The sequence below is a fragment of the Pseudomonas sp. 10S4 genome, from assembly GCF_034344865.1.
Taxonomy (GTDB): Bacteria; Pseudomonadota; Gammaproteobacteria; order Pseudomonadales; family Pseudomonadaceae; genus Aquipseudomonas.
The window spans coordinates 2,804,935-2,823,123 of record NZ_CP133774.1 but is presented as its reverse complement, the minus strand read 5'-3'; the positions used below and the strand labels follow the sequence as shown (position 1 = coordinate 2,823,123).

Annotated in this window: 9 protein-coding genes, 1 tRNA gene and 5 pseudogenes; 3 read left to right on the top strand and 12 right to left on the bottom strand. The window is 58.3% G+C overall.

Annotation, left to right across the window (positions count from 1 at the left end; genetic code table 11):
- Positions 1-3: 3 nt before the first annotated feature.
- Complete coding sequence (locus RHM58_RS12960) at positions 4-780, top strand: TatD family hydrolase (RefSeq protein WP_201256487.1); 777 nt, start codon at positions 4-6, stop codon at positions 778-780.
- A gap of 199 nt (positions 781-979) precedes the next feature.
- On the opposite strand, the pseudogene RHM58_RS34035 reads toward RHM58_RS12960, so the two are convergent.
- The 4 genes and pseudogenes from RHM58_RS34035 to RHM58_RS12940 all read right to left on the bottom strand — a co-directional run bounded on the left by RHM58_RS34035 (position 980) and on the right by RHM58_RS12940 (position 7,021).
- Positions 980-1,683 (bottom strand): annotated as a pseudogene (locus tag RHM58_RS34035) (methyl-accepting chemotaxis protein).
- Between the two features lie 1,662 nt (positions 1,684-3,345).
- Positions 3,346-4,182, bottom strand: coding sequence for a regulatory signaling modulator protein AmpE (gene ampE / locus RHM58_RS12950; protein WP_201256486.1), 837 nt, complete (start codon positions 4,180-4,182; stop codon positions 3,346-3,348).
- Positions 4,179-4,739 carry a 1,6-anhydro-N-acetylmuramyl-L-alanine amidase AmpD gene (gene ampD, locus RHM58_RS12945; protein WP_322270530.1) on the bottom strand — a complete coding sequence of 187 codons (561 nt, stop codon included), beginning with the start codon at positions 4,737-4,739 and terminating at the stop codon, positions 4,179-4,181. Before ampD ends, ampE begins: the two co-directional genes overlap by 4 nt.
- 64 nt (positions 4,740-4,803) lie before the next feature.
- Positions 4,804-7,021 (bottom strand): annotated as a pseudogene (locus RHM58_RS12940) (DUF1631 domain-containing protein).
- 364 nt (positions 7,022-7,385) lie between these two features.
- On the opposite strand from RHM58_RS12940, the pseudogene nadC reads away from it, so the two are divergent.
- Positions 7,386-8,235: pseudogene (nadC, locus tag RHM58_RS12935) on the top strand (carboxylating nicotinate-nucleotide diphosphorylase).
- A gap of 101 nt (positions 8,236-8,336) precedes the next feature.
- On the opposite strand, the gene RHM58_RS12930 reads toward nadC, so the two are convergent.
- A complete protein-coding gene (locus RHM58_RS12930; protein WP_201200481.1) occupies positions 8,337-8,642 on the bottom strand; it encodes a DUF6388 family protein in 306 nt (101 codons plus the stop codon).
- A gap of 316 nt (positions 8,643-8,958) precedes the next feature.
- On the opposite strand from RHM58_RS12930, the gene RHM58_RS12925 reads away from it, so the two are divergent.
- Entirely contained in the window at positions 8,959-9,741 is a 783-nt protein-coding gene (locus tag RHM58_RS12925; RefSeq protein ID WP_322270529.1) for a hypothetical protein, read from the top strand.
- 11 nt (positions 9,742-9,752) lie between these two features.
- On the opposite strand, the gene RHM58_RS12920 is transcribed toward RHM58_RS12925, so the two are convergent.
- The 7 genes and pseudogenes from RHM58_RS12920 to nusA form a co-directional block, all read right to left on the bottom strand.
- Positions 9,753-9,825: transfer RNA gene (locus RHM58_RS12920), tRNA-Thr, on the bottom strand.
- 136 nt (positions 9,826-9,961) lie between these two features.
- Positions 9,962-12,068 (bottom strand): annotated as a pseudogene (gene pnp, locus RHM58_RS12915) (polyribonucleotide nucleotidyltransferase).
- A gap of 194 nt (positions 12,069-12,262) precedes the next feature.
- A complete protein-coding gene (rpsO, locus tag RHM58_RS12910) occupies positions 12,263-12,532 on the bottom strand; it encodes a 30S ribosomal protein S15 (protein WP_003176135.1) in 270 nt (89 codons plus the stop codon).
- 142 nt (positions 12,533-12,674) lie between these two features.
- Positions 12,675-13,592: a tRNA pseudouridine(55) synthase TruB gene (gene truB, locus RHM58_RS12905; protein ID WP_322270528.1), complete on the bottom strand. Its 918-nt coding sequence runs from the start codon at positions 13,590-13,592 to the stop codon at positions 12,675-12,677.
- A gap of 3 nt (positions 13,593-13,595) precedes the next feature.
- The gene (gene rbfA, locus RHM58_RS12900; protein ID WP_007942872.1) at positions 13,596-13,997 is read right to left on the bottom strand and encodes a 30S ribosome-binding factor RbfA; all 402 of its coding nucleotides are present in this window, start codon (positions 13,995-13,997) and stop codon (positions 13,596-13,598) included.
- A gap of 159 nt (positions 13,998-14,156) precedes the next feature.
- A pseudogene (infB, locus tag RHM58_RS12895) lies at positions 14,157-16,680 on the bottom strand (translation initiation factor IF-2).
- Positions 16,681-16,707: 27 nt separating this feature from the next.
- A complete protein-coding gene (nusA, locus tag RHM58_RS12890) occupies positions 16,708-18,189 on the bottom strand; it encodes a transcription termination factor NusA (RefSeq protein ID WP_201194346.1) in 1,482 nt (493 codons plus the stop codon).

Genomic DNA, 18,189 nt, shown 5'->3' with positions numbered 1-18,189 from the left:
ACCGTGGAGCTGATCGACAGCCACACTCATCTGGATTTTCCGGACTTCGACGCCGATCGCACGGCGTTGTTGGCCGAAAGCCGCGCCCTCGGGGTACGGCGGATGGTGGTGCTGGGGGTTTACCAGGGTAATTGGCAGCGGGTCTGGGACCTGGTTTTGAGTGATCCTGATCTGCATGCAGCGTTCGGCTTGCATCCGGTGTATCTGGATGACCATCGTCCTGAGGACCTGACGGTTCTCGGCGAATGGCTGACTCGGCTGGCCGGTCATCGGCAGTTGTGCGCCGTGGGCGAAATCGGTCTGGACTACTTCATCGAAACCCTTGATCGCGAGCGCCAGCAGGCGTTGTTCGATGCGCAGCTGCAACTGGCGGTGGATTTCAATCTGCCGGCGCTGATTCATGTGCGGCGCAGTCATGCCGCGGTGATAGCTACCCTCAAACGCTTTCGTTTGAAACGCGCAGGCATCATCCACGCCTTCGCCGGCAGCAAGGAAGAGGCGCGGGAATACATCAAGCTTGGTTTCAAACTGGGCCTCGGTGGCGCCGCGACCTGGCCTCAGGCCTTGCGCATGCATCGGGTGCTGGCCGAGTTGCCACTGGACTCGGTGGTACTGGAAACCGACTCCCCGGACATGGCACCTGTCATGTTCCCCGGCCAACGCAACAGCCCGGCGCACTTGCCGGCGATCTGCTCGGCACTGGCCGGCATCATGGCGATCAACCCTGAACAATTGGCCACCGCCAGCACGGCCAATGCCTGCGAGCTGTTCAACTGGTAGTCGCGAAAAACCAGTGCGCGCAGGGAAACAGGAATCTGCCCGCCAGAAAAGAGGATAAGTACTACAGATTGTTCGCATTAACGTTGGAACGCATACCCTGTGGGAGCGGGCTTGCTCGCGAATGCGGTTCGTCATTCAGCATGATGGTGACTGACACACCGCATTCGCGAGCAAGCCCGCTCCCACATTGGGGTGTTGATTAGACCCGGAACGCGCAGATCAACTGTTTCAACTCCACCACCTGCGCCGACAATGCGCGGCTGGCATTTTCGGTCTGGTGCGCACCTTCGGCGGTACGCTCGCCGGCACGGTTGATCTCGACGATGTTCTGGTCGATGTCATGGGCCACGGCGGTTTGTTGCTCCACGGCAGCGGCGATCTGCTGGTTCTGGTCGACGATCATACCCACGGCGCCGAGGATGTTTTTCAGTGCTTGCTGGACCTTTTCCGACTGCCCCACGGTGCCGTTAGCCATTTGATGGCTGACGCCCATGGCTTTCACCGCCGCACCGACACCGCCATGGAGCTTGGCGATCATCTGCTCGATTTCTTCGGTCGATTGCTGGGTGCGTTTGGCCAAGGTCCGGACTTCATCCGCCACCACCGCGAAACCACGGCCCTGCTCCCCGCCCGCGCGGCTTCGATGGCGGCGTTCAGCGCCAGCAGGTTGGTCTGCTCGGCAATGCTTTTGATCACATCCAGCACGCGGCTGATGGACTGGCTGTCGCTGGCCAGTTGATTGATCACCATCACCGACTGATCGATCTCGCCAGCCAGTGCCGCAATGCTGCCCTGCTGGGACTCCACCAGCCCACGACCGTTGAGGGTCTCGTCATTGACGCTGTGGGCGCTGCTGACTGCCGCCGCCGCGCTGCGTGCCACTTCCAGCGATGTGGCTGACATCTGGTTCATGGCAGTGGCGACCTGTTCGATCTGCGTCCGCTGCCCGGCCACGGCCTGATTGCTCTGGGCGGAAACGCTTTCCACTTGCCCGGCCTGGCGCTCGACTTCACTGACGGTCTGGCCGACCCGCTCGATCAAGTCGTGGATTTTCTTCACCGTCCCGTTGAACACCTCGCCCAACTCGCCCAACTCATCGCGGCTGTGGGCACTGAACGTCACGGTCATGTCGCCGGCCGCCACTTTATCCATCACCGCGCCCAGGCGCTTGAGGGTGGTGCGGGTCGAGGCGTAAAAGCCGCCGTAGAGATAGAAGATCAACACAAACACCACCGACAGCGCTACGGCCTGCAAGACCATGTGCGTGCGGTTCTGCTCCAGCCGCTGCTGCAACTGGGTGCCGAGAAACGTCAGGGTGGCTTCATTGAGCTGGTAAGTCTGGTCCATCAGGCCGGTGACCTGATCGTAAAATCCCTGCCACGGTGCATCAAGCGTGTCGGCCACAACCACCTGCGTTTCGAACAGCTCGCCGGCCTTTTTCAGCGAGGCCTTGCTGCTCTCAGCCTGAGCGGCCAGGGTGTCGTGCGCCGCTTGGCTTGCGCCCAACGCATCGTGCAACTTCAACCCGTATTCGGCTTGGAGCTTTTCGATCTGCGCCAGCAACTCGTCGAAACGGGTGCTTGACGCCGAATTGAGAAAGCCCTGCCCCAGCGAAAATGAGCCCATCGCCCGGCCTTCGCCCAGAATCTGGGTCACCGGCGGGGTGACGCTGGTGATGAGTTCACTGAGCTGGCGCATGTCGCTCTGGGTGTCACGACTCAGGCCGGCCTGGCTGGCGATGATCTGGCTGAAAACCTGCGCGTTGCCGAGCAACTTGCCAATCAGCGCACTTTTGCTTTGTAGGGAATTTTCCGCTTGCTGGGCCTTGAACGCGGCGATCATTTCATCGCGTTTGCCATCGAAGACTTTGATCTGTTCCGGGTCGGTGCTCATGGCCACCAGACCTTGCAAGCGAGTCAGAATGCTTTGTCCCAGCGCCGTGATCTTCGACTCCACATCACCGGCCTTGCCGGACTGACCGAGGGTGACGTTGATCTGCACCAGGTTGTTCAGGGTTTCCAGATCCCGCCGAAGGGTCAGGCTGCTGCCCAGCAGGTCGAGGCTTTGCAGTTCGACCTGGGTGCCCTGGAATTCGCGATAAGAATCGCGCACCAGATAGAAGTTGGTCACCAGCATCGGCACCAGGAACAGCACGCTGATCAGGCTGAACTTCATGCCGAAGCTCAGACGGTTCATCAGCGCGACAGCGGGATAGAGCAAGCTCTTCACTGTGAAGTCTCCCTTTTGATTTCTTATTTTTATTGGCAGGCGCGCAGCGACAGCAGATAGCCACTATTTGGCGCTATGTCTGTATAGCTCAAATCGAAGGGAGGTTTTGTAACTTAAGGTTAACGGGAGGATGCCGTGATCGAGGTTGATGAAACCCTTGTGGCGAGGGGGCTTGCCTGTGGCGAGGGAGCTTGCTCCCACTCGGCTGCGAAGCAGTCGCAAAATGAGCGGGCGAGGTTTCCTGATCAATCACCTTGGCAGGTTTCGGGGGCGCTTCGCACCCCAGCGGGAGCAAGCTCCCTCGCCACAATGAAGTTCACTTCAGATTTGAGGTGGTTAAGGCAACACCGTCCACAACGCAAACCCGGCATACCAGAGCACCGCCGCCCGCAGCAGCAATTCCCAGATGCGATCCAGGCTGTTGATGCCGTCGGGGCCGACCATCGGCGCTGGTATCTCACCGGCCACCAGCCCGACCTTTTCGATCAACTGGGCGGCGCTGATGTTCCAGTTCAGCAACTCGTGCAGCATCACCCGCCCGACCGCAACAAAGTTACCGACCAAGGCAAAACTCGCCGCCAGCAACCGCACGGGCACCCAATCGAAGGCATGGCGCAATTGCGCAGCACGCTCAGCCACCGCCGGGTTCTGGCTATGCTCTTCGGCCAGCGCGAGCAAGCGATAGCTCAGCGCAGCTACCGGGCCCAGCAGGAAGTACCAGAAAATAACCGCGAAAAAGCTTTGGTAGGCCTCCCAAATCAGATGGGCCTGAACCCGCTCCAGCAGTTGCTCGCCATTGTCAGCGCAGATGTCCAGGTCACGCTTGGCCACGTGTGCAGCGGCTTGCAGGTCTTCGCGGCGCCAGGCATCGCGAAACGGTCCGAGACCCGCCAGCAGATCACCACGCCCCAGGCTGTAAATCACCACCAACAGGTGCACCGGCAGCGCCAGCAAGCCATAAGCCAAAGGCTCCAGGACCAGCAACAGCAAACCGAGCAGCGCCACCGGCAACAACACCAACAGCACCAATACCAGCCACGGACGGTCTTTCAGACGCGGGCTGGCCTCAAGCTTGTGCAGCTCGCGGACCCAACCACCATCACGCTGAACCCGATGACGCAGGGCCGAGAACTTCTCGATCCAGACCGCCAACAGCAACACCAGAAAACTCATTGTTGTTCCTCTTTTGCCAGAGCGGCGCGATAGCGTGTCCAGTCGAACGCCGGTCCCGGATCGGTTTTGCGCCCGGGTGCGATGTCGCTATGCCCGCAAATGCGCTGCGCGGCAATCCCGGTGAACGTGTTTTGCAACTGGCGGGTCAGTGTCGTCAATGCTTGATACTGCGCGTCGGTAAAGGGCAGATCATCCGTACCTTCGAGCTCGATGCCCACGGAAAAATCATTACAGACTTCCCGCCCCTCAAAATTCGAGACACCGGCATGCCAGGCACGCTCAAGACAGGAGACAAACTGAGTGACGGTGCCGTCACGCTCGATCAGAAAATGCGCAGACACCCGCAGGTCAGCAATCCCCTCAAAGTAGGGATGCTCCGTGACATCCAGACGATTCTGGAAAAATTCCTGCACCTTGCCGGTGGCGAACTGCGCCGGCGGCAGGCTGATGTTGTGGATCACCAGCAGGGAAATTTCATCCGTGGGGCGCGCATTGAAGTTGGGCGAGGGGCATATGTTTACGCCCTGGCACCAACCGCTCGCGGGGTCCAACTGCATACAGGTTCCTTCAACGACGACCGTGTTGGCGCCCAGTATGCCGCGATAGACCCTCTGCGCGCGATCACTTGCCGTGATTGAGACGCCGCAAGTTGCCAATCACCGATTCCAGAGCCCGATCGAACAGCAACGTATCGTCCAGCGCACGCACCGCACCACGGCGAAACTCCAGGGCCAGACCGATACGGTTGCGCTCCAACACTTTCATCCCGGTGCGGTTGACGAAGATGTACTTGCCGGTGGCGTCAATGACCGCCGCCAGCTTGCAACGCAAGGTGTTTTCTTCGTCTTCCTGAAACTCGACCCAGCAGCCCAGGCGCAGCTGATCTACCTGGAGCAGGCCAATATCGTCCGCTGGCAAACGTACCGACGCCGTGTCGACCGGACCTTCATCGGCAGTACGCAAGACGATTTCCTCCCGCACTTCGACCATCACTGGCTCATCGCGGGGTGTCGTCTGTTCCGGTGTCCGAGCTGGCCGTTCGAACAGTTGAACGTGCAAGGCTTCCAGCTCACTGAAGAATTCACTGGTGGCAAACGGGTCGAACGCCGAACTGCTCAGGCCGTCACGCAGGGATTTGAGCAGCCCCGGCACCAGCGACAGCAGACGCAGGCTCGCGTCGGCTTCGTCGTGACGCTGCACGCTCCAGATCAATTGCGCCATGGTTTGCACATCGGCGTGCCATTCGGCGGACTGATCGCCGTGCTTGAGGTAAGTCAGCAACAGCAGCTTGCTCCAGGCGTCCTGGACGAATACCACCACGCCTTGCGGGAGCAGCTTGCCCAACAAGGCCTCATTCAGCGCCCGTTCGACCCGCTGACGCGCCAATTCAGTCTTGGCCCGGCCTTCTTCGGCGTCCCGGGTGCGCTGTTCCAGCAGCTCGCTGCGACGGCGTTCATCACTGGTAAACGCCAGAAAGTCCGCCAGCAACTCGGAGAAAATCGCCGGGTCGTCGACAAAGTCATTCAACAGCCGCTGCACCACTTGCTCAATGCGCAGGTACAACGAATCGCGCTCATGATCGTCACACTGGCCCCAACCCATGGCCGCGGTGGCGATTTCATTGAGCAGACGTCGCGCCGGGTGGCTGCTGCGGCTGAAAAAGCTCTTGTCGAGCACCGCGACCTTCAGCATCGGGATCTGCAAGCGCCCGATAAGCGCCTTGAGCGAATCCGGCAGGTTACGGTCATCGAGAATGCATTCGAAGAGCATGGCGATCAGGTTGATCACGTCTTCGTCGGCCACCCCGACCACCCGCGACTTGCCGCTTTTTACGCTGACGCGGGTTAACAGTTGTTCGAGTTGGTTGCGCAGGTCAAAGTCGTCCTGAGCTGCCAGGGCCGGCACGTATTGCTGCAAGTGCGACAGCAGGCGCAGCAAGTCGCGGGTGGAAATCGGCTGGGCCTGGGCACTGAGCTCAAGCGTCGGCGCGACGCTGCCACGCACGTGGAAAAGCAGCTCCTGCAATGCGGCGAAGACTTCCTGGACACTGTCATCAATCTGCGTATTGCCGGACCGGACAACCGCTTCGACCGGTTCGGCATGGGCACTGGCCGCCGCACGGTGCAGCAGCACGCCGCGCCGGGGCCGGCTTGAGCTCGGGCAGCACGCCGGTGGCGATCAGCAATTGGTTGGCTTCGGCGTAGAGCTGATCGGCGCTGCTGAGCACATAGCGCTCGAACAGTTTGAGAATGATCAGCTTGACCTTGATCTCCACGCCCAGATTGCGCCCGGACTGCAGAAAATACTCGCACAGCATCGCCGGGCCCATCGGGTTGTGCTGTTCGAGCAACTCCTTGCCCAACAACACGCTGAGTCGGGTGGTCAGTTGATCGAGGGCGAACCCTTCGCGGTTGAGTACTTTGCTGACCATCGCCTCCACCGCAACGTTGCGCTCCAGGTCGTCATTGGGCAGCGATGCATTAGCATCGAACGCCAATGCCTGGGGCAAGGTCGAGTGAGTGATGTCGTACTGAGTGAGGCTGACGAATGCCTCAAAAAACTGTTCGAGAAAGCCGCGTTCAATGCTTTTGCGCTTGAGGCGCAAGTCGCGCATGGCTTCGAAAAAGAGGTTCTGCTCGACGTCGTTGCGGGCCCGGTCGGCCATTTCGAACAGCGTGTCATCTGCATTATCGAACAGCTCCTGCAAACCATGCCTGAGTAACTGAGCAGCCTTGTCGCGAACCTGAAGCAGAATCACAGGCAGGCGGGCGAGCGGCGAGTGGGTCGCCTGATCGGTAGCCGCCTTGTGCAAAGGCACTACATTCCCGTCGTTGTGCATCCAAGCCTCCTGAAACGGTGATTCTTCGGTTCGGTAAGAAAGATCGACGGCGGGTGCAAGCCTCACGGGCGGTGCTCAACGGGGATCACCGCCCACCCGCTGTCATTCAATAATCGGGGACCCAAAGGGACGTCAAAGCTATGACGTCAAATGCAAGGCGAATTATCTGTAAAACACACGGCTTGTGCCAGCAGACTCTGCGCTTCTCATTGAAATAGACGTACAAGGCAGACCCCTGCTTAACGCCAAATGCTCAGGCGAATCGACCAAATGCAGGTTTCAGAGCGATGTGAACACCGTGGATGCCTTGGGTTGGTTCGCGCCATGGCCCTATAATCGAGCCACTTAGTTTGTGGAGCCCGTTATGCCGAATCTACGTCTCGCCGATTTGACCGCCGAAATCGAAGCCAACGTGCGCCGTGCGTTGCTCGAAGATATCGGCAGCGGCGACATCACCGCACAGCTGATCCCGGCCGAACGCCTGGCCAAAGCCACCATCATCACCCGCGACGCGGCCGTCATTGCCGGCACTGCTTGGGTTTGTCGCCGTTTTCCGGCAGTTGGACCCACGGGTTGCGGTGCACTGGCAGGTGCGCGATGGCGAACGGGTGCAGCCCAACCAGCCGCTGTTTCACCTCGAAGGCCCGGCGCGTTCGCTGCTGACGGGTGAGCGCTGTGCGCTGAATTTCCTGCAATTGCTGTCAGGTGTGGCAACGCGCGCGCAATTTCTGGCGGATTTCGTCGCCGAGACTCAGGTAAAGCTGCTCGACACCCGCAAAACCCTGCCGGGGCTGCGTCTGGCGCAGAAGTATGCCGTGACTTGCGGCGGCTGCCACAACCACCGTATTGGTCTGTATGACGCCTTCCTGATCAAGGAAAACCATATCGCGGCCTGCGGCGGCATTCCTGAAGCGATCAAGGCCGCGCACAAGATCGCCCCAGGCAAGCCCGTGGAAATCGAAGTGGAAAGCCTGGATGAGCTGAAAGAGGCCCTGGCGGCCGGTGCCGATATCATCATGCTCGACGAACTGAGCCTGGATGACATGCGTGAAGCGGTGCGCCTGAACGGTGGCAAGGCAAAACTGGAGGCCAGCGGCGGTATCAATGAAAGCACGTTGCTGCCGATTGCCGAAACCGGGGTTGATTACATTTCGATTGGTGCGATGACCAAGGATGTAAAAGCCGTCGACCTATCGATGCGGCTCAGCCTCTGATTGAAAAATGTGGGAGCGGGCTTGCTCGCGAAAGCGGTGAGTCAGACGATAAAAATCGTCGACTGATACACCCTCTTCGCGAGCAAGCCCGCTCCCACAGGTCAGACCACCAGATTATTGTCCTCGCAGTACTGTTCCCACTCGACACCCAATACTTCGGCCGCCTCTTTGTGCAGAACCAGGCGTGCCGCCTCGAACTCTTCAGGACTTGAGGTGTACTTGAGCGTCAGCTCCCAAGGCTGCAAGCCTTGCGATTCCGCTTCATCCTCGAACGCCCATTGGACCTGGTCTTTCTGATCGTCGGCGGGCAGGTCCTTGATCTCTTCGGCTAGCTGGGGCGACTCCAGCAAGTACTTCTTGAGCGCTTCTTCGTGTCTGGCTTCTTGGGTCAATTCTTTAACGGTCATGTCGTTCTCGCTGATCTGGGGAATGGAAGATGGATCTGGATCATCAAGGATCTCTCTGACGCAAAAAACCGCGTGAAGCCCGGTTTGTCTGGCCTTCAGAACCATTCGGGATCATCTGAAAACAGCTCGGTGGTGCTCATGCAAGCTCCGAATATAGGACCTTTAGCTGACGATTTATATGCATGTTTACATCAAATCTACAAAAAACCGATTGCCGTCACTGACCACGCTTATTTTGTGAGGCCCACAGGAACATGTTTCAGAAAACGAAGTCATAGCGATGTGCCATATAGGCACTTCACAAGGAATTCAGGTGATGCGCAATTTTCCAAAGCTTCCGTCTACCCTGTTTGCAACTGGCATGGCTGCCCTGCTGCTCGGCAACCTGGCACTGGCCAATACGGCTCAGGCTATCGAGCTCAGCTCCGACAACCCTTCGCTCAACGACACGCTCACCGCCACCCACACCTCATATGGCAAAACCGTACTGGTCAGAACCAATCTGGAAGTCAGTGAGCTGGAAAAATTACCAGGCATCGTTAAAACCAATACAGCTGAAATCGACAACCTGAAGAAAACCGTCAGCGAACAAGCGCGCCTCATCGAAGAACTCAGACGCAACACCGGCACAAACGTCGGTTCGAGCACCAGTGAAATAACCACCCTCAAGCGTACCGCCGAGGAACAGAATAAAGACCTCAAAGACCTCACCAGGCAACTGGAGGAGCTCAAGCGCAATAACGGCTCGAGCTCCAGTTCCAGCTCGACTGAACTGTCCAATCTCAAGCGCACCGTCGAGGAGCAGGATAACGGCCTGAAAAAACTCGCCTCGCAGATGGACGATCTCAAGCGCAATAACGGCTCAAGTTCAAGCTCCAGCTCTAGTGAAGTGAGCGACCTCAAGCGCAGTGTCAGCGAACAACAGAATGGCCTTAAAGATATTGCCCGTCAGGTGGATGATCTCAAGCGCAACGCCGGATCGAGTTCCAGCTCAAGCTCCAGCGACCTGTCCAGCGTGAAGCAAAAGGTCAGTGAACAGGGCAATCAACTGGATCAGCTCAAACGCTCCGTCGAGGATCTGAGCCGGAAGGTGAAATAGCAGTAATTCTTTGCCCGAGACAGGAATCGAACCTGCGACCTTCGCGTTACGAGTGCGCTGCTCTACCGGCTGAGCTACACGGGCGGTGAGCTAAACCTAGCACAGGTTCGGAGTGTCGCAACCGCGAGTACCTTCCCGGATTATCGCAGGCAAAAAAGGCCCCGCAGTTTTCACTGCGGGGCCTTTTTTACAACGTTGAAGCGGTCAAGCGAGGGGTGTCTTAAACGCCCGACGCCTTGGCTGCTGCTACGTCTTTGATGGACAGCTTGATACGGCCGCGGTTGTCCACGTCCAGTACCAGTACTTCCACTTCCTGGCCTTCTTTCAGGATGTCGGTCACTTTCTCAACGCGAGCGTCGCTCAACATGGAGATGTGAACCAGACCGTCCTTGCCAGGCAGGATGTTGACGAATGCGCCGAAGTCGACGATGCGCTCAACCTTACCGACGTAGATCTTGCCGATTTCAGCTTCTGCGGTGATGCCCAGAACGCGCTGACGTGCAGCTTCAGCAGCTTCCTTGGTTTCGCCGAAGATCTTGATCGAGCCGTCGTCTTCGATATCGATCGAAGCCTTGGTCTCTTCACAGATCGCACGAATGGTCGCGCCGCCTTTACCGATAACATCACGGATTTTGTCGGTGTCGATTTTCATCGCGATCATGGTCGGAGCATTTTCCGACAACTCGGTGCGGGACTGACCAATGATCTGGTTCATCTGACCGAGGATGTTCAGGCGCGCTTCCAGGGCTTGGCCCAGAGCGATTTCCATGATTTCTTCGGTGATGCCTTTGATCTTGATGTCCATCTGCAGCGCGGTAACACCTTTGGCGGTACCGGCTACTTTGAAGTCCATGTCGCCGAGGTGGTCTTCGTCACCCAGGATGTCGGTCAGGATGGCGAATTTCTCGCCTTCTTTAACCAGACCCATGGCGATACCGGCAACCGGTGCCTTCATCGGAACGCCGGCATCCATCAGGGCCAGGGAAGCGCCGCAGACCGAAGCCATGGAGCTCGAACCGTTGGACTCGGTGATTTCCGACACAACACGAATGGTGTACGGGAACACGTCGGCAGCAGGCAGCATGGCTGCAATCGAACGACGGGCCAGACGGCCGTGACCGATTTCGCGACGACCAGCGCCACCCATGCGACCACACTCACCTACCGAAAACGGAGGGAAGTTGTAGTGCAGCATGAACGGGTCTTTTTTCTCGCCTTCCAGGGTGTCCAGCAGTTGTGCGTCACGGGCGGTGCCCAGTGTTGCAACAACCAGAGCCTGGGTTTCGCCACGGGTGAACAGTGCCGAACCGTGGGTCTTTGGCAGAACACCGACTTCGATGTTCAGAGGACGTACGGTCTTGGTGTCGCGGCCGTCGATACGTGGCTTGCCGTTTACGATATTTTCGCGAACGGTGCGGTATTCGATTTCGCCGAAAGCAGCTTTGACTTCGCTGGAAGAAGGCTGGCCTTCTTCACCGGACAGCTTGGCAACAACCTGGTCTTTCAGCTCACCCAGGCGAGCGTAACGGTCGGCCTTGATGGTGATGGTGTAAGCCTGGGAGATCGCGTCGCCGAACTCGGCGACGGATGGCGCCCAGCAGAGCGGTGGCTTCTGGCTGTGGAGTCCAGGTCCAGGTTGGCTTGGCCGCTTCGGCAGCCAGTTCTTTAACGGCGTTGATCACAACCTGGAACTCGTCGTGAGCAAACAGTACCGCGCCCAGCATCTGGTCTTCGGTCAGCTCTTTGGCTTCCGATTCAACCATCAACACAGCTTCCGAAGTACCGGCAACGACCATGTCCAGGCTCGAAGCTTTCTGTTGTTCGTAAGTCGGGTTCAGCAGGTAGCCGGTGCTTTCGTGGAACGCAACGCGTGCACAGCCGATAGGGCCATCGAAAGGAATGCCGGAGATGGCCAGGGCAGCCGAGGTACCGATCATCGCAGCGATGTCCGGATCGGTCTTCTTGCTGGTGGAAACGACGGTGCAGACAACCTGCACTTCGTTCATGAAGCCTTCTGGGAACAGCGGACGGATCGGACGATCGATCAGTCGGGAAGTCAGGGTTTCTTTCTCGGAAGGACGGCCTTCGCGCTTGAAGAAACCGCCAGGGATCTTACCGGCAGCGTAAGTCTTTTCCTGGTAGTGAACGGACAGAGGGAAGAAGCCCTTGCCTGGATCGGCTTGCTTGGCACCAACGACGGTCACCAATACGCTGACGTCGTCGTCAACGGTGACCAATACTGCGCCGGAGGCCTGACGGGCGATACGGCCAGTCTCGAGGGTAACGGTCGACTGACCGAACTGGAATTTTTTGATTACCGGGTTCACGGTGTCCTACCTTCTTTGTGGCTCTTGGGGAACTTGTCTTCTTGCGAAATTCTTGGGCAATGTCGGGAGTCGGCCCAACGTCTGTCCAGGGTAAAACGTGTATCCAGATAAAACTTGAGGCTGGGAGCCTGCCATGCGCCAGCGGGAAACCCACTGACGCAAGACAGACAACCAACCTCTAGCGCAATCGCTTATTAGCGACGCAGACCCAGGCGACCGATCAGAGCCTGGTAACGGCCCAGATCCTTGCCTTTCAGGTAGTCCAGCAGCTTACGGCGCTGGTTTACCATGCGGATCAGACCACGACGGGAGTGGTGATCTTTACCGTTGGCCTTGAAGTGACCTTGCAGTTTGTTGATGTTGTGGGTCAGCAGTGCAACTTGCACTTCTGGCGAACCAGTGTCACCAACAGCTTGCTGGTAGTCAGCTACGATTTGAGCTTTTTCTTGAACGTCGAGAGCCATGAGGCAATCCTTTTATCAGGAAACTGTTTCAGAGAAACAGCTTCAACAGGCCAGGGACAAATCCCTGTATCTAAAAATGAGTAGTGACCGTGCCTGCTAACAGCCACCCTCGCCAGCCTGCTGTTACGCAGACCGGTTTCGGTCATTCCGACCGAATCAGTCGACGCGGCGCGATGCGCCCGTCTTCGCACACTTCACCGATACCGATGAAGCGACCGTTGTGATCCTGTACCCGTACCATGCCAAACTTCGGTGCATCCGGGGCCCGTACCGGTTGGCCGTTAAGCCAGTAGAACGAGCTGTGCTCCGAGAACTGCAACAGTGGCCAATCCAGCAAGCCGCTGTCCGATGGCATCAGGAAGCGGTCGACCGCTTCGTTGCCGCCTTCGGCATGTACCGCTTCCAACTCTTCAAGCGTGACAGTCTGCGCCAGCGTGAAAGGCCCGGCCTGGGTACGTCGCAATTCAGCAACGTAAGCGCCACAACCGAGTTGCTCACCGATATCCTCCACCAGGGTGCGGATATAGGTGCCTTTGCTGCAATCCACCGCAAGCCGCGCAGTATCACCCTCAAAGGCCAGCAATTCCAAGCGCGCAATAGTAACAGAACGCGGTTCGCGCTCCACTACTTCGCCTGCACGGGCCAGCTTGTACAGCGGCTGGCCATCACGCTTGAGCGCCGAGTACATCGGCGGTATCTGACTGATTTGCCCACGAAAACCGGGTAAAGCAGCTTCGACATCGGCGCGACCAACGGTCACCGGGCGCTCCAGCAGAACATCACCTTCGGCATCCGCCGTGGTGGTGGTCTTGCCCAGTTGCGCCAGGGTTTCATAAGCCTTGTCGGAGTCGAGCAGGTATTGCGAGAACTTGGTGGCCTCACCGAAGCACAACGGCAGCACGCCGGTGGCCAGCGGATCAAGGCTACCGGTGTGCCCGGCCTTCTCGGCGTTCAGCAACCAGCGAACCTTCTGCAACGCCGCGTTGGAGGTGAACCCCAGCGGTTTGTCGAGAAGGATGATGCCGCTGACGTTACGACGGATACGTTTGACCTGAGCCACCGATTACTCCTTGGCGTCTTCGGGTTCAGCCGCTACCGGGTGCTGATTGTCTTCAGCCACTGCACGCTCGATCAGGGCCGACAGGTGCGCGCCACGCACGACGCTTTCGTCGTAGTGGAAGTGCAACTGTGGAACGCTGCGCAACTTCATTTCGCGAGCCAACTGCATGCGCAGGAAGCCGGCGGCGGAGTTGAGCACCTTGATGCTTTGCGCGATGTCTTCGGCGTTGTCCTGGCCCATCACGGTGATGAAGATCTTGGCGTGACCGACGTCACGGCTGACTTCAACAGCGGTAATGGTGACCAGGCCGACGCGCGGGTCTTTGACTTCACGACGGATCAGCTGTGCAAGCTCACGCTGCATCTGATCGCCGATACGTTGGGTACGGCTGTATTCTTTTGCCATGTCTTGTTACCTGTTACTGCCTCACGGTGAAACCCGTGGGGTCTGAAAGCGGCAAACGCCCGGCCTGACAAAAGCCAGACCGGGCGTTGCGTTTAGAGTCCTGACGCCGTGCCGCGCACTTGCATGCGGCGGCTCGCCGTGGCCCTTGAAGTGCGCGAGTTAGAGGCTGCGAGCAACCTGAACCTTCCGTAGACTTCGATCTTGTCGCCAGCTTTGACGTCGTTGTAGCTCTTGACGCCAATACCGCATTCCATGCCGGCACGTACTTCGGAAGCGTCATCCTTGAAGCGGCGCAGGGATTCCAGCTCGCCTTCGAAGATAACGATGTCTTCACGCAGTACACGGATTGGACGGTTACGGTGAACAACACCTTCGATAACCATGCAACCGGCGATCGCGCCAAACTTCGGCGAACGGAACACGTCACGTACTTCAGCGGTACCCAGGATGTTCTCGCGAACATCGCTGCCCAGCATACCGGTGAGGGCTTTCTTGACGTCTTCGATGATGTCGTAGATCACGTTGTAGTAACGCATATCCAGACCTTCCTGCTCGACGATCTTGCGAGCGCCAGCATCGGCACGCACGTTGAAGCCAAACAGTACAGCGTTGGAGGCCAGCGCCAGGTTAGCGTCGGACTCGGTGATACCACCGACGCCGCCACCAACAACACGCACTTGCACTTCGTCGTTACCCAGGCCGTTCAAGGCACCGTTCAACGCTTCCAGCGAACCACGGACGTCAGATTTGAGGACGATGTTAAGCGTCTTCTTCTCTGCCTGGCCCATGTTTTCGAAGATGTTTTCCAGCTTGCCGGCGTGAGCACGGGCCAGCTTGACTTCGCGGAACTTGCCTTGACGGAACAGAGCCACTTCACGGGCTTTCTTCTCGTCCGACAGCACGCTCATCTCGTCGCCGGCGTCCGGGGTACCGTCCAGGCCGAGGATCTCGACAGGGATGGAAGGACCGGCTTCCTTGATTGGCTTGCCGTTCTCGTCGAGCATGGCACGTACACGGCCATAGTTCGAACCGACCAGGACCATGTCGCCTTGGCGCAGGGTACCGTCTTGAACCAGAACGGTTGCAACCGGGCCACGACCTTTGTCGAGACGCGATTCAACCACGACACCACGACCTGGGGCCGATGGAGTCGCTTTCAGTTCCAGAACTTCGGCTTGCAGCAGAACAGCTTCGAGCAACTCGTCCACGCCAGTACCGACTTTCGCCGAAACCGATACGAACGGGGTGTCGCCGCCCCACTCTTCCGAGGTCACGCCGTGAACCGACAGTTCACTACGGATGCGATCAAGATCAGCGCCCGGCTTGTCGATTTTGTTCACTGCAACGACCAGTGGAACACCGGCAGCCTTGGCGTGCTGGACAGCTTCAATGGTCTGCGGCATTACGCCGTCGTCCGCTGCAACGACCAGGATCACGATGTCGGTCGCCTTGGCACCACGGGCACGCATTGCGGTAAACGCAGCGTGACCCGGGGTATCGAGGAAAGTGACCATACCGCGATCAGTTTCAACGTGGTACGCACCGATGTGCTGGGTGATACCGCCGGCTTCGCCAGCAGCTACCTTGGCACGACGGATGTAGTCGAGCAGCGAGGTTTTACCGTGGTCAACGTGGCCCATTACGGTCACAACCGGTGCACGGGAGAACGTCTCACCCTCAAACTTCAGGGACTCGGCCAGGGAATCTTCCAGGGCGGTGTCGCTGACCAGGGTCACTTTGTGGCCCAGTTCTTCGGCTACCAGCTGAGCAGTTTCCTGATCAAGCACCTGGTTGATGGTCGCTGGGGTACCCAGTTTGAACATGAACTTGATGATTTCAGCAGCCTTGACCGACATCTGATTGGCGAGATCGCCAACAGTGATGGTCTCGCCAATCTGCACATCACGCACGACAGGGCCGGTTGGGCTCTGGAAACCGTGAGCGTTGCGTTTCTTCAGCTTGGCCTTGCCGCGACCACCACGACGGAAGCCATCGCTTTCTTCGTCGGTAGTACGTGGCGCAACACGTGGAGCAGGCGCTTTCTCTTTAACCGAAGCACGATGCGGAGCGTTTTTGCGCTCACCATCGCCACCGCCGCTACGACGATTATTATCGTCGGCACGTGGTTTGTCCGGACGACGCTGATCGTTTGGCTTGCGGTCGGCAGAAGGAGCCGGTGCAGCCGCCACAACCGGTGCGCTTTCGCGTACTGGCTCGGCAACCGCAGCAGGCGCTGCGACAGCATCGTTAGTAGCGTTTTGCGCAGTAGCAGGCTGGCGACGCGCTTCTTCTTCGGCGCGACGCTTGGCTTCTTCTTCAGCCTTTTGACGGGCAGCATTATCTACTGCGCGACGTTCTTCCAGTTCGCGTTTGCGCTCGGCTTCGATTTCTTCCGGGCTGCGTTGCACGAAAACTTTCTTTTACGGACTTCAACGCTGATGCTTTTGCTGCCAGCAACACGCAGGGTGCTGGTGGTTTTACGCTGCAGCGTGATCTTGCGTGGTTCTTCCACTTTCGCCTTGTGGCTGCTTTTCAAGTGAGTCAGCAAAGATTGCTTCTCACTGTCAGTCACATGTTCTTCGGCGGCGGTGTGCGGCAGACCTGCCTCACGCATCTGCTGCAACAGGCGCTCTACCGGTGTTTTGACCTCATCGGCCAGTTGTTTCACCGTGACTTGCGTCATGCACTTCTCTCCTCAGGCCGCGCCTAATTACTCGAACCAGTGGGCTCGGGCGGCCATGATCAACTTGCCGGCACGATCATCGTCAATGCCGTCGATGTCGAGCAGGTCGTCAATAGACTGCTCGGCCAGGTCTTCGCGGGTAATTACGCCGCGCACCGCCAGTTCCATCGCCAAATCCTTGTCCATACCCTCAAGCGAGAGCAGGTCTTCGGCCGGATGGGCGTCTGCCAGCTTTTCCTCAGTAGCGATGGCTTTGGTCAACAAACGATCCTTGGCGCGAGCGCGAAGCTCGTTGACGGTTTCTTCGTCAAAGCCGTCGATGTTGAGCATTTCTTCCAACGGTACGTAGGCAATCTCTTCCAGGCTGGTGAAGCCTTCATCTACCAGCACTTGCGCCAGGTCTTCATCGACTTCCAGCTCGTCGATGAAGTTGCGCAGGATGTCGCCGGTTTCTGCTTGCTGCTTAGCCTGGATGTCCGATTCGGTCATCACGTTCAGGGTCCAGCCAGTCAACTGGCTAGCCAGACGCACGTTCTGACCACCGCGACCGATGGCCTGAGCCAGATTGTCTGCGCCAACGGCGATGTCCATTGCATGGGCATCTTCGTCAACGATAATTGCCGCCACTTCAGCCGGCGACATTGCATTAATCACGAACTGCGCCGGGTTATCGTCCCACAGGACGATGTCCACACGCTCGCCGCCCAACTCGCCCGACACTGCCTGGACGCGCGAACCGCGCATACCGATGCAAGCGCCTTGCGGGTCAATGCGTTTGTCCTTGGAGCGGACCGCGATCTTGGCGCGCGAACCCGGGTCACGGGACGCAGCCATTACTTCGATCAGGCCTTCAGCGATTTCCGGCACTTCGATGCGGAACAACTCGATCAGCATTTCCGGCGCGGTACGCGACAGGATCAGCTGCGGGCCGCGGTTCTCGGTGCGGATTTCCTTGAGCAGCGCACGCAGACGCACGCCAACCCGGAAAGTTTCGCGAGAAATGATGTCTTCACGAGCCAGCAACGCCTCAGCGTTGTTGCCCAGGTCAACGATCACGTTGTCGCGGGTCACTTTCTTCACGGTGCCGGAGATGATTTCACCCAGGCGCTCGCGGTAAGCATCAACAACTTGAGCACGCTCGGCTTCGCGAACTTTCTGCACGATGACTTGCTTGGCAGTCTGTGCAGCGATACGGCCGAACTCGATGGATTCGATCTTTTCTTCGACTACATCACCAACCTGGGCACCAGGATGCGTTTCTGCAACCTTGCTCGGCCAGGTTTCGATAGCCGGATCGTCCAGGTTTGCTTCTTCGACGACCGTCCAGCGACGGAATGTCTCGTAAGCACCGGTGTGGCGATTGATTTCCACACGCAGATCGACTTCGTCCTCGAAACGTTTTTTGGTAGCAGTGGCCAGAGCCAGCTCCAGCGCTTCAAAAATTACGTTTGCCGGTACGCCCTTTTCATTGGATACCGACTCAACAACCAGCAGTACTTCTTTGCTCAT